This window comes from Cellulosilyticum sp. I15G10I2 (assembly GCF_900095725.1).
Lineage (GTDB): Bacteria > Bacillota > Clostridia > Lachnospirales > Cellulosilyticaceae > FMMP01.
In genome coordinates, this window is sequence record NZ_FMMP01000009.1 from 211,861 (window position 1) to 225,526 (window position 13,666).

Annotated in this window: 12 protein-coding genes; 2 read left to right on the forward strand and 10 right to left on the reverse strand. The window is 35.3% G+C overall.

Features of this window, described 5'->3' with window-relative positions; all coding sequences use genetic code 11:
* Nucleotides 1-234: 234 nt before the first annotated feature.
* On the forward strand, nt 235-1,950 hold the full coding sequence (locus tag BN3326_RS09585) for a methyl-accepting chemotaxis protein (protein WP_069998971.1): 1,716 nt from the start codon (nt 235-237) through the stop codon (nt 1,948-1,950).
* A 186-nt stretch (nt 1,951-2,136) separates the two neighbouring features.
* Here the strand turns inward: BN3326_RS09585 and BN3326_RS09590 are convergent, their stop codons facing one another.
* The 8 genes from BN3326_RS09590 to BN3326_RS09625 form a co-directional block, all read right to left on the reverse strand.
* The gene (locus BN3326_RS09590) at nt 2,137-3,135 is read right to left on the reverse strand and encodes a LacI family DNA-binding transcriptional regulator (protein ID WP_069998972.1); all 999 of its coding nucleotides are present in this window, start codon (nt 3,133-3,135) and stop codon (nt 2,137-2,139) included.
* Nucleotides 3,136-3,219: 84 nt separating this feature from the next.
* The gene (gene dhaL, locus BN3326_RS09595; protein ID WP_069998973.1) at nt 3,220-3,843 is read right to left on the reverse strand and encodes a dihydroxyacetone kinase subunit DhaL; all 624 of its coding nucleotides are present in this window, start codon (nt 3,841-3,843) and stop codon (nt 3,220-3,222) included.
* 14 nt (nt 3,844-3,857) lie between these two features.
* Nucleotides 3,858-4,868 (reverse strand): dihydroxyacetone kinase subunit DhaK, encoded by a 1,011-nt coding sequence (locus BN3326_RS09600; protein WP_069998974.1) that lies wholly within the window; start codon nt 4,866-4,868, stop codon nt 3,858-3,860.
* A 39-nt stretch (nt 4,869-4,907) separates the two neighbouring features.
* Entirely contained in the window at nt 4,908-5,390 is a 483-nt protein-coding gene (locus tag BN3326_RS09605; RefSeq protein ID WP_069998975.1) for an ureidoglycolate lyase, read from the reverse strand.
* An 11-nt stretch (nt 5,391-5,401) separates the two neighbouring features.
* Nucleotides 5,402-6,376, reverse strand: a complete 975-nt coding sequence (locus BN3326_RS09610) for an ABC transporter permease (RefSeq protein WP_069998976.1) — start codon at nt 6,374-6,376, stop codon at nt 5,402-5,404.
* A 14-nt stretch (nt 6,377-6,390) separates the two neighbouring features.
* A complete protein-coding gene (locus BN3326_RS09615) occupies nt 6,391-7,389 on the reverse strand; it encodes an ABC transporter permease (RefSeq protein ID WP_069998977.1) in 999 nt (332 codons plus the stop codon).
* Complete coding sequence (locus BN3326_RS09620; protein ID WP_242875978.1) at nt 7,382-8,890, reverse strand: sugar ABC transporter ATP-binding protein; 1,509 nt, start codon at nt 8,888-8,890, stop codon at nt 7,382-7,384. The genes BN3326_RS09615 and BN3326_RS09620 overlap by 8 nt, the downstream gene beginning before the upstream one ends.
* A 103-nt stretch (nt 8,891-8,993) precedes the next feature.
* Nucleotides 8,994-10,085, reverse strand: a complete 1,092-nt coding sequence (locus BN3326_RS09625; RefSeq protein WP_069998979.1) for an autoinducer 2 ABC transporter substrate-binding protein — start codon at nt 10,083-10,085, stop codon at nt 8,994-8,996.
* Nucleotides 10,086-10,737: 652 nt separating this feature from the next.
* Here BN3326_RS09625 and BN3326_RS09630 point away from each other — a divergent pair.
* Nucleotides 10,738-11,406, forward strand: coding sequence for an HAD family hydrolase (locus tag BN3326_RS09630; RefSeq protein ID WP_069998980.1), 669 nt, complete (start codon nt 10,738-10,740; stop codon nt 11,404-11,406).
* A 206-nt stretch (nt 11,407-11,612) separates the two neighbouring features.
* On the opposite strand, the gene BN3326_RS09635 is transcribed toward BN3326_RS09630, so the two are convergent.
* A complete protein-coding gene (locus BN3326_RS09635) occupies nt 11,613-12,221 on the reverse strand; it encodes a TetR/AcrR family transcriptional regulator (protein ID WP_069998981.1) in 609 nt (202 codons plus the stop codon).
* A gap of 4 nt (nt 12,222-12,225) precedes the next feature.
* Nucleotides 12,226-13,479, reverse strand: a complete 1,254-nt coding sequence (locus tag BN3326_RS09640; protein ID WP_069998982.1) for a glycosyltransferase — start codon at nt 13,477-13,479, stop codon at nt 12,226-12,228.
* Nucleotides 13,480-13,666 lie beyond the last annotated feature (187 nt).

Genomic DNA, 13,666 nt, shown 5'->3' on the forward strand with positions numbered 1-13,666 from the left:
AGTTTTTGTTTATTTTTTTGGCTCGTTCTCTTCTTCTCACATAAATTATAGCAAATTGACACAGTAATACCAATAATTTAATTAAAAACCTCTCAAAATGGATAAAAATACATCTTCATAAATACTCCATGTCTCCTTTATATAATATAACATAATTTATGTAAAACTCAGAATACATTTAAATTAATAGCAAAGAAACTGACTCAAACAAACTATACTTTAGGAGTGATGTATATGGCTAAACCCAAACGCTTACGCAATCAAATTACAGACAGAATTACTTTATCTATTGTTATTATTATAACGATAGTAGGCTTTACACTAGTCTCCCTAACGCTCCATACAGCAAAATCTGTAGGAAAATTCGGTTTAAATGTCTTAGGAAATGTCCTGTCTCAAAATGTCAATTCAGAAATGCTGGATACCTATTTTAAAGATACCGTGGATACAAAAAATGTCGAAAAAATAAAATCTCAGATTGACAGCTATTATCAACATATTAATAACTTTGTTCCTACTATTTATATTGCCAGCAAACATGAGAATACTTGGTTATATATAGCAGGCTATGAATCTAAGACAGCTGTAACGCCTAAGGGCACTCTGATACATACACCAGAGGGGTTAATAGATGCAACTCATTCAAATCAATTTACTTATTCTGATCACAATATGAGTCTATCAAAACTTGAATCAACCCTTGACCTATACATTCCATTAACTAATAGTGTTTCACATCCTACTGTAATGGTCATTGGCCTTAAAACAGCTATTTTTTCTCAGATTATTTTAGGCATTATCCTATCAATACTTGCTTTTTTAGGGATACTTATTTCAGTTATAAGATTTGCTACAATGGCTACTGTCAAGCATTCTACTAAAGATATAGATGCTCTGGTTAAAAAAATGAATGAGCTTTCAGATTTTAAAGGAGATCTCACTAAACGTGTGGAAATATCAAGCCAAAACGAGGTAGGCCTGTTGGCACAAGATACCAACAAAATGTTGGATTCAATTGGTGACTTTCTTAAAAATGTCTCTGATGTTACCCATATACTTTCAAACAGCGGCCATGAATATGCCCAGATTATGATTAGTATCACAAACAGCACCCAAACTATTCAAGAACGACTTCGCCGCACTGTAGATAGAATTAAAGAACAGTCTTCTTCAACCGAAAATATTTCTGCTAGAATCTACGAGGTCCAGCAAGCTGTTGAAACCGTAGCAATAAGTGCTCAAAGCGTCAACGAGAACGTCTATACAACTGTCCAAAGGGTCAAGAGGGGCCAAGATAGTATCGAAGAAGTGCAGCGCCATACGCTCACTATGATTGATGATATGAAGGAGACAAACGCAAGTGTCTCTACGCTTGAAATGCTTTCAAATCAGATTACAGACATTGTAGATACTATGGTTGGTATAGCTGGTCAGACTAATCTTCTCGCCCTTAATGCCTCTATCGAAGCTGCCCGTGCTGGTGAATCTGGCCGTGGCTTTGCAGTTGTTGCAGAGGAGGTAAGAAAACTCGCCGAAAGTTCAGCCCTTCAATCTCAAGATATTGCAAAACTTATTCATTCTGTTCAAGATACGATCAGTAATGTTTCAAAATATGTATCCTCTACTTCTATGCGTATTGATGAAGAACAAAATCTAATCAGCAGCGTAAATGATGAATTTGATGCCATCGTCACCGATGTGGAGCAAATTTCTGATAAAGTTCAAAATGTCTATGGTGCTACGGAAGAAATGGTTGCAAGCACAACTGTAGTTTCAGATGCAGTGCAGCACTTAACCCATATTGCAGATGAAAATACCAATGATGCCCTAGAAGTTTCCTCACAAATGAACGCTCAAGCTAAAAACATCCAAAATATCTCTGATAGTATTTCAAGTTTAAGCGCTTTAGCCTCAAAATTAGACGTCAAGATGAAAGATATTAAACTTTAACAACCAAAAAACTGTGGTGCCAGGAACCTTTGTATGTTGCCACACCACACAAGAAAGTGTGCAAAAAACGCACACGCTTGTGAAACAGGAAAGTTTGGTCCCTTGCAAGCAAGACGCACTTTCCTATTTCATAAAAAAAGCTAATACAACCAGTCGTTGTATTAGCTTTTTTCAACTTATTATTTATTAAATAATATGCGTACTGTGACGAATGACAATCGTCCCACCAATACGTGTTTTAACATTTTGAAAAGAGGCATCTTCGATAGTCGCATGGAGATGTCTCAATGCCAAAGAGCCCATTAATTTTTTTGGCACACTCATTGTTGAAAGTGATGGCGAATTAATAGCAGAAAAATGTATATCATCAAATCCAATTACAGCAATATCATGGGGTATTTTATATTTAAATTCATTTAGAGCTTTCATCGCACCAATAGCTATAGTATCGTTATCTGCAAAAGCACACCTCGGCAATCTCAAGCCTCGGCTTAGATAATTTTTCATACTCTCATATGCTCCAAGTAATGTTGGCGTTAATAAAAATTTATTCGAAATATCAAAACTTAGATTTAATTGTTTTGCAGATTCTTCAAAACTAATAGCACGCTCATCGAAGTTTTGGATACTTATATTACTACGAAAATACGCAATATCCTTATGCCCAAGCGAAGCAAGATGTGATAAAGCATGGTAAACAATTTCATGATTGCTTATTGCAATAGCATTACAGTGAAAATTAGGCATTACATTATCAACAACAATATATGGAATTGGTATTTTTTCTAAAAGAGGATAAGAAAAGAAATCCAGTTCAGTTCCAAGCAGTATTAACCCATGGAAAGCGGTATAATCAATATCTTGGAGGGTCTCCTCTAAGCGATTTTCCGAAATAACAATACTTAAATTATAGCCTTGACTGCGACAATCATTCTCAATAGAATCCATAATAGCAGAAATAAATCCTGCATTTTCTTCCACAATCATACCATGTTTTATATATTTTAAAAATAATATATTTTTAGGTACAGTACCTGCTTTTTTAGGAAGAGGATAGTGATATTGATCTAGTAGATCTAAGATCTGTTTGCGAGTTTCTTTTCCTACACCCTTTTTGTTATTTAATACAAGAGAAACTGCCGTAGGAGAAACGCCAGCAATATTCGCTATTTCCTTTATTGTCAATGTTTATCAATCCTTTCCAACTTCCTAATAATTACTACATTCTTAGCATAATTATACCATGTTTAAATATCCTGAACAATGCTTTTAAGAGATACTTGTTTCAAAGGCTCTCATCATCAGCACTGCAACTGCTGCTCCTGGGTCTTGAAGCGCTCTGGATGCTTCACCTCTCGTGGCGGCTCTGCCATGTACAGCAATCATAGTTGTGGTATGTTCAAATCCTTCTTCTGCAGCTTCCCTCGCTTTTGTTGCCGCCATCTCAAGTGTCTCTCCATATTCTAACGCCAATCTTAGTGCCCTTACTGCTGGTTCAAGGCCATCAATGAATGTCTTATCGCCTATTTTTGCTTTACCTCTATTGGCAACCCCCTCTAGGTAAGCCTCAAAAATAGTCACAATATCTGCTGGCTCTAGTTCTGATTTTCCTTTTAAAACTTTACCAGCTTGCATCAGGCCAGAGGCCATCAGCGTCCCCATTGTCGATGGAACAGCAGTTGACATTGCCTTTCCTGCATTATAAAGCAATCTACCTGCATCTGTTTCGCCGCTCTCTACAACTTTCTTATAAGCCGCAGTAAATCCATCGCTCATAGTAAGACCTAAATCACCGTCTCCTACTACACTATCTAGTTTAATTAAATAATCTCTATGTTCACACATAATATCTTGCATTTCTTTTAAAAGTTTAATCAAATAAGTATTATTCATAATATACAACCTCCTTACATTTGTACAAAGAAAGGTGTTTGTGCTGGTGCATCAAGTAATCCTCTTAATTCATCATCTAATTTTAGTAATGAAATCGAAAATCCTGCCATTTCAAGAGAGGTAGCATATTCGCCAACATAATAGCGGTGCACCTTGATACCCTTTTCCTTTAAAGAAGCATTAATTCTTCTAGTTACAATATATTGTTCATCCAGCGGCGTTGCCCCAAGTCCATTTACAAGAACAGCCACTTCATCACCAGATACATATGGAATATCCGCAACTATTTTGTCTAACATTTCATCCACTATTTTGTCAGCTGATTCTAATTTACCTCGTCTAATACCTGTTTCACCATGAATCCCCATACCAATTTCCATTTCATCTTCACCAATCGAGAAACCCGGTGTGCCAACCCTAGGTACGATACAAGGGGTTAAGGCTACACCCATCGTTCTTACATTAAGTGCTGCTTTTTCAGCTATACGTTTTACCTCGTCTAAACTCATCATGGCGTCAGCAGCTGCCCCTGCACATTTATAAACAAAGATAATACCTGCAACGCCTCTTCTGGTATTTTTTTCACCTTCTGCTGCTGGTCCTGCCGAAGCAACATCTTCACCCGCTACAACACTTTCAACCCGGATATCTTCTTCAAAATCTGCCATTTCAGCTGCCATATCAAAGTTGAAAATATCTCCATTGTAGTTGCCATAGATGTATAATACTCCAGCTCCAGAATCAATTTCTTTTGTAACAGCTAACATTTGTTCTGCACTCGGTGATTGGAATACATCCCCTACAGAACATCCATCCAACATTCCTTTACCTACATAGCCCAAAAATAATGGTAAATGTCCTGAACCTCCACCTGTCGCGATACCTACTTTGCCTTCTTTTTTATTAACAGATACTAGACAACGTACATCACCAGCTGTATAGGTAATGAGATCTGGATGAGCTATGTATAGTCCTTCTAACATTTCTTTTACATAATCCTCTGGTTTGTTAATTACTTTTTTCATATTATTTACCTCCTAAATTTAATGTTTTTATAACAGTCATTACAGTTCAATTTCAATTTGGTCTTCTGTCGCATACTCAACTATCGTGCAATCATTAAAATAGATTCGTTCTGGAAGTACAATAAGTACATGTACTTCTTCTTTATCAATAGGCAGAGCTGCTAAATGCCACACGCCAGTATTTAGTTTAACCATTGTTCCCATTGGTACAATAAAAGCTTCTGTTAATTCTGGTACTGGTTTATTTGATGGTGGTGCAACATGTAAAATAACATCAGCATCTAATGGCAGTACGCCTTCAGCTGTAGTATTATGATATTCAGCTGCAGTAACGATCATCTTCTCTGGCTTTTTTGAAACTAAAGCCGAAAAGGCTATAGGCATATCCCCTGATACTGGAAATAGTACATGATCATGATAAAAATCTCCCAAATTATGCCCTGTCGGATGAGTTATACTATAAAAGCTTCCATATGACTTAAAATTTTCTGCACTTATTGGTTTTGCTTGAATCTTTCTCATATTAATCCCACCTAACTTTTAAATTTATTTTTTTCTGCTAAAAGCGTTCCTACCATAACAGCAATTAAAATGATTCCCCATACAAATGTTTTAATAAACGCATTGACTCTTAAGATATTAAAAGCACTAGATACTAACTGCAATACAATAACAGCTAATGTAACACCAATTACTTTTCCCCGTCCGCCATCCGGATTAATACCACCCAGTACTACAATAAGCAATGTTAGAAGTGTATAACTAGAACCATAATCAGATTTAGCTGAATTATAATGAGATGCTATCAAAATACCTGCGACGCCTCCCAGAATGCCGGATATACCATATGTATAAATTGTAACCTTTAGGTTATTGATACCCGAGTATCTAGCAGCTGTTGCATTAGTACCCATAAAACATACATGCTGACCATAAACAGTAGATTTTAGTAAAAAGCCTATACTAATTGCTGCAATAATAAATATAATAAGTGCGACTGGAATATTGAGTATCGTTCCATTAGCTATCAAGTTAAATGCAGATGGCAAACCTGTAAGTGCCGGCCCTTTTGTAATAGCAAGCCCAAGCCCTGTATAGAGTTGCAGTCCTCCAAGTGTAACCAACATCGCTGGTATCTGCAGATAGCCTATCAAAAAGCCATTGAATACACCACAAAGCCCTCCTACAATGATTGCAGCTAAAATACCTATCGCGATTGAAAGATTGCTCCCTCCCATTCGGATCATCAATGCCGAAGCAATAATGCCAGCTAAGTTTGCAATGCCTACAAGAGATAAATCAATGCCGCCTGAAATCATAGCCAGCATCATGCCAAAAGCAAGTATGCCAAACTCTGGAAATTGAACACACATCCCCTGCAGATTTTTAATACTTAGAAAAGATTTTGGTGCCAAGATCCCCATAATTATAAAAATGAGTATAGCAATTCCAAGTAAAGCAACTGTATTTTTATCTGTGTTTTTTAAGGATGTTTTTAGTTTATCCATTTTCATTTCCCTCCTTAAACCTTTGCACTATTAGCAATTTTCTTAGCGCGCAGTGATGTAATAGATGTGCCAATTACAATGATTAAACCAACTACTAATGTTTGGAAATGAGTAGGAACCCCAAGCATGATCAAGTTATTTCTTACAAGTGTGATTAACCCTACACCTAAAATAGTTCCAAGAACAGAGCCATGACCTCCTGTAATTCTTGTTCCCCCTATAACTACAGCTGCAATAACCATCATTTCACTTCCCATAAGCACTTGAGGACTTGCTTGTCTCATAAGAATCATATAAGTAATTCCACCTATACCAGCCAAGCACCCAACTGTCATATAAACAATAAATTGAATTTTAGTTACATTAAAGCCAGCAATTCTAGCTGCATTTTTATCTCCACCAATTGCATAAATGCCCCGGCCCAACATCGTGTACTTCAAAATAATATAAGCTCCTATACAAACAACAACAGGAATTATAAATAATATTGTAAGTGAATATCTAATACCCTGAGTGTTGGTATAAGTAAATATAAAGACTTGTGAAAGTTTATCAACATTATCTGGAATATTAGAGATTTCCTTTGTTCCAAGGAAAGCTAATGTTCCGCCGCTCACTACACTACTCACACCTAATGTAGCAATTAGCGGCGGCATTTTCATTTTAGCTATCAAATAAGCATTGAGAGCACCAAATAAAATACCTATCACCGCTGCCATTACAAATGCAAATAATGGACTGTCAATACCTGCTACAAGCATAAATCTAATCGTAGCATAAAGGGAAATACAAGCTATAGCCGGAAAAGAAACATCAATCCCCCCAGATATAATGACTACCATCTCACAAATTGCAAATATAAGTATTACAAGCATAGACCGGGATAGACTTACTAAGGTTGGCACACCAAAGAACGCTGCATTAACGCAGCCAATAAGTATAGATAACCCTATAATAATATAAGCAACAATTATTTCATTTGTGGTCAGTAGATTTCTTATTTTATTATTCATTATCGGCCTCCTTCTTACCACTTAACAAATCTGTTAATGCAGTTTCGTCAAGTGCCTCTGCATCAAACATTCCAGAGGTCTTGCCGCTCTTCATAATCATAATTTTATTGCAATTATGGATCAGTTCTGGCAGATCATCAGAAATAATAATAACGCCTACCCCTTCTTTAACAAGTTCATGTAAAATCTTATGAATATCAGATTTGGAGCCAACATCAACCCCTACTGTCGGACCATTTAGTACTAAAAGCTTCGGCTCTGTATTTAACCATTTTGCAATAACCATCTTCTGAGCATTTCCCCCAGATAATGTTCGAATGTTGGGTGCTGGTGAAGGTGCAATACAGCCAATCTTCTTAATCCACTTCCGAGTAACCTCATACATTTTGGCATGATCCAATTTACCCTTTATCAGATACTTTCTAATGGATGCTGCCACTGTATTATCTTGAATAGATCGATCTAAAAATAAACCTTGTGTTAATCTATCCTCAGGTACATAACCAATCTTATGCTTCATAGCATCTTCTATTGATTTAATGCTAATTTCTTTCCCATTTAAAAAGATTCTTCCAGATTCAGCTGGTGCAAGACCAAAAAGCGCATCTCCTATCTCACCACGCCCCGAACCCAAAAGCCCTGTGATTCCTAGTACATCCCCTTTATTAAGTACAAAACTTACATCCTCAAAAGCACCTTGTCTTGTATAATGCTCTACTTTTAGAATTTCTTCTATTGACCCTTCCGGCCTATATGTAGTTTCAACAATATCCCTACCTGTTAAACTTTTAATAAATCTCATCCTATCAAACTCACCTATTGCCCCATTTGCAACATTTTCACCATTACGAAGAATCGTCAACTTATCTGCAATACCATAAATTTCATCTAATTTATGATTTACTATCACCACAGCAATACCTTTGTCTTTTAATCTTCTGATAATAATATTTAATTTATCAACTTCTTTTGCAGTTAAGGCCGTAGTAGGTTCATCTAATATTAAGAGCTTTGCATCATTTATTATTGCCCTGCATATTGCTACCATTTGCTTATTAGCTACTGATAATCTTTCTACTAAAATACCAGGATCCATATGCGCACCTATTTGTTCCATAGCATGAATCGCAAGTTCTTTTGCTTTCTTCCAATTCATCCTCTTAGTTCCTGTCATCAAGGCTCTATTCATTGCAATATTTTCAGCAACTGATAAATTGGGGAAAACAGCAAAGTCTTGATATATAACTTGAATGCCTAAGCGTATGGCATCAATCGGGTCAAGATGATCTATTTTTTTACCTTCAATATAAATACTTCCTTGTGTTGCTTCATGAGCACCCGAAATAACCTTAATAAGTGTTGACTTTCCACAGCCATTTTCACCAGCTAAACAATGTATTTCCCCTTTTTTCACTTCTAAATCTACACCCTTTAGTGCCTCCACACCACCAAATGACTTCTTAATACCTTCTAGCTTTAGAAATACCTCATTCATTTTCATCCGCCCTCCTTCTATTGTTCTAAAAATACGAACCTCACTAAGATTCCTCTAGAGTTGGCATCTTCATGAGGTTCGCACCTATACAACAAGATTGAACTACGTATTAAAAATCATATGCCGGGTCATCAACATTGTCTTTATTAACATCAATCCACGCTTGACCTGTAAGTACTTTGTTCTCTAAGGTTAAATTATCATAACCTGTAATACCTAAGTTCATGCCTGTTTCGATTTTTTCACCATCTAAAACTTTAATCGCAAGCTCAATCATTGCTTTTCCGGCTAACGCTGGATCCCAAAATGAAATAGTATCAATAGTTCCATTTTTAACATATTTTCCTGCAACAGATACAAGAGAAGTACCAGCAATTTTAACTTTTCCGGCTAATCCTAATTCTTCTACGGCTAAAGCTGCACCCGCAACATCTGGCATAGCAGAACCTTGAATAGCTGCGATATTTGGATTAGCTGTTAAAACTTCTTTGACTTTATTATAAGATATTGATTGATCATCAGCTGTCTCAATCTTATCACCATATTGTGACATACCTGGGAATTTTTCTTCCTGTAATTTTTTCGCTGCATCAACCCATTGGTTGTGTGAAGCTGAGGTCAAGCCACCTACTGTTAATATATACTCACCTTTTCCGCCTGTTAATTCACCAAGTCTTGTCATGAAATGTCTGCCATATTCTTCATTATTAAACGCTTCAATATCATAATCAATATTTTGCATATTAGCTGCTTCATGAGCAATAACTACGATACCAGCGTCTCTCGCTTTTTTAAGAACTGGCTCTAATGACTCTGTTGAGAAAGGAACCACACAAATAGCATCAACCCCTTGTGAAATTAAATCCTCAACAGCCTGTGCTTGAAGTGCTCCATCTCCTTGTGATGGGCCTGTATAAAAAGCATCTACACCTTTTTCTTTAGCATACTCATTTACGCCAACTTCCATCCTTTGAAACCATGCGATACTTGTTAACTTAGGAACAACTGCGATTTTATAACTTTTCTTTTCTGTTTCAGTTTTTGCTTCTTCAGATTTTGTTGTTTCTGATTTTGTAGTCTCTACAGTTGCTGGTTCTGTTGATGTGCTAGCTGCATTATCAAGCGACCCACACGCTGTAATTGAAAGTGCTATTACCATGCAAGATAATAATGCCCAAACTTTTTTTGTTGCTTTTTTCATAGTATTTCCCCCTTGGATATAAGTGTTTTGACCTATCCTAAAACTTAGCAGCTTCTAATTGCAAAGTTTTAAAAATTATATCTACAGATTTTTTTACCCCTCTAATCCTATACTATTTTTATAGCAAACATTATGGGATTAGAGGGGTGAAAAATCTTGTATTCTAAAATAAATACTATACTTTATATGAATACCCCCTTAATATATTTAGCATATTTTTAGTTATTATTTAGTTATTATTTAGTTTTTATTTAGTATCCATTTAAAACCATTTTATCAAATTTTCTATTTATTATTAAATTCATTATACAACTCTCTTCATTTTTAGTCAATGCTTTATATTTATTTTTTATATATTATCACTAATTTTACATACTATATTGTATATTTTTCCTATATTTATTTTTATCTTTTTCTTTATTATTAACTTTGATTTACTTATTATCTATTATGTATATGTCTAAATTAATAGAAATATAGAAGTTATTAAATCACCAATAACTAAACTTTATACTTAAATTTTAGTAAACTTATTGCTATCTTATAGATATCTACGCTATTGAGATCAAACATTGTAGATTTATTGACGATTTGATAAAAAAGTAGGATAATAAGATGAAATTAAAATTAATAGAAAACTAGGGAGAACCATATGTTAAAGGGAATTATTTTTGATATGGATGGCGTTCTTGTGAATTCTGAGCCAATGCACTACAAAGCTTATTGTTTAGCTCTAGAGAAATATAACATTGTTTATCCATATGAAATCTATAAAAACTATATTGGATCTACGCAAGAAAAAATACTCGAAGATATTCGATCTAAAAATTCTTCATTATGCGCTAACGAAGAATTTATAAAAGAATATAATACAAAGAAGGACTTCTTAATTGAAAGTGATGGCTTTGAAGTTATTCCTGGCATACCTGCGCTTATACGCAGTTTGCATGCCGCCGGCTACCAACTCGCCGTAGCTTCTTCGTCACCATACGCATATATTATTCGTGTGACAAAAGCATTGGGGATTTATCCTTATTTTCATAAAATTGTAAGCGGAGCCGATGTACCGCACCCCAAACCAGCTCCTGATGTATTTTTCAAGGCCGTTGAAGAACTTGAGCTAACTCCTTCTGAGTGTATCATTATCGAAGATTCTACAAATGGAGTAAGGGCAGCTCAAGCAGCAGGCATTCCTTGCATTGGGTTTTATAATCCTGATTCTGGTGATCAAAACTTGAAGGAAGCTGCCATTATAATTGAATCTTTTGAAACCTTAGATGCTGCCTTTATAGAAAAAGTCTATCAAGCACATACGAAATAATACCAAGAAGAACCTTCTCAACTGAGAAGGTTCTTCTTGGTATAGGAATTCTTAATAATGCCATGAGCAATTCACATTACTCATTAGCTAAACACTATACTGAGAACTGGTGCGCTGGAATATGAAAAATCTCTTTATCATCAGATCATGACATTTATCACTACTAAACTTATAAATCAATCAGCTTTGCTTAAAGAGAATAAAACTTATCTGGATATGCCGACCTTTATGAAATCTATCATTTTATTAGTTATTTCTTCTATACATCTACTCAGATCTTCTTGCTTTTCTTCATATGCTTCCATCATAAGCTGAGAAGACAAAATATAGATAGATTTAGCTACGAACTTAACATCAATATCCCGTCTTATCTCTCCGCTTTTTATCCCATCTATGAGCATCGACTCATAAAAACTTGAGACATCAGTCTCTCCTTCTTTAAATATTTTCTTAATGACCTCTATATTTTCATACATTTTCTGAGCAAGCCTTTCATATTCAGGTCTCAAAGCTGCGAACTTGGCACCTGCTTCAAAGATACCTTTAAGTCTTTCAAAGAACTTATCTTCTTGTATCTCCAAAACAGGTGCCATAAATCTCATTTTTTCTTCTTTAATAATAAAGATAATATATTTGTATAAATCTTCTTTATCTAGAAAGTAATCATAAAAACTGCTTCTAGGAATTTTAGCTTTATTTATAATATCTGAAATTTTTACTTCGTTAAAAGTAAAATTTGCAAACTCGCTTATTGCAGCATTAATAATTTGTTCTTGTTTTTCCTCTGTAAGATTATAAAATGTTTGCTTTGGCAAGTCGTCACCCCCTAAATTTTTCTATATATGCAACCGCTTTCTCAAGTCCTTTTTCAGACTCTATGACATTTTTAATAAACTTAGCATTTTCTATATATTTTACATCCTCCATTGCTTTAAGGGCCTTAACGAGATCTGATGTTTCAAGGTTTTTTTCTCTTAATGGCTTTATAGCGTAATCCTGCTGATACATTCTGTTTGCCCAAAATGGCTGGTCAACAGTAAAGGGGATAATAAGCTGCGGAACACCGCTTAGAAGTGCTTCAGCCATTGTGCCTACCCCGCCATGATGAATGATACCTTTAGCTTTGTTAAATAGAAGCCTATGGGGCGCTTTGTCTGCTACAAAAACATTTTCTTCTCCTTCAAAAGTCATACCACTTGTTCCCGTTAAAATCACGGCTCTATTCCCAGTTTCATTCAAAGCTTTAAGAAGTTTCTCCTTAAATACTACTGGATTTTTAAGAGGCATGCTACTAAAAGATATAACAATTGGTTTTTTACCGCTTTCCAAGAAATTTTCTAATGCTTGATCTAGTTTATCTTCACTTACATCTAAGAAGAAAAATCCCGAAAGAAACACGTGATCTTTCCAACTCTTCACTTCCTTAAAAAGAAATGGGCTAATAGGATAAATGATCGGAATAGCTTTATCTTTTATTTTAAATGTATATTCACCCATCTTTCGCTTTGGAAGCTGCAATGATTTTTTTCTAAAGTCATTGATATCTTTTATATAGGATGATTCACTTAGTGAAATAACCTTATAAGTAAGCTTATTTAAAAGGGGCCCAAAATTTTTATTGGCTGATACTGCAAAGTTTGGAAATTCAGTGATCGGATACATGATTGGAACTGGTGGCATACACATACAAGGAATATTCAAGTATTCCGAAATATCTACGGCAGCAAGTGCTTTAGGATGATAGACTATAAGGTCTGATCCTTTTGAGGCCACAAAAAAGTCATCCATGCTTTTCCTATAGGCCGGCGTTATAACTTCTTTTGCAAACTTTAACATTTTAAAGATATTAACCTTGCCCCCATTAAAAATTTGCTTTCCTTCTTCACTTTCTAAAATAGCCATTAAATCAGCTGTTGCTTCATGAAAATCTACGCCATTACCTTCTATAAAATGTTTAAAAGATGTTCCTGTACATATCATCGCCTTATGCCCATTTTTTATAAGCTCTTTAGCAAGTGCGACGTAAGGCTGTACGTCTCCTCTAGTGCCTAATGTTAAAAATGTAATTTTCATAGCGACTCCTCCTATAAACAATTGTTTACAAAACAGAATTCCGACGACGTTGTCGTCATAAAGTTAGCATATCAGTTCAGATCTCCCCTGTCAAGCCACCACTATTTTACAGCAAGCGTTTATCCACCCACTCATCTACTTTATTAATTCATAAATGTCTCATTATATAAAAAATGCCCCACCTAAT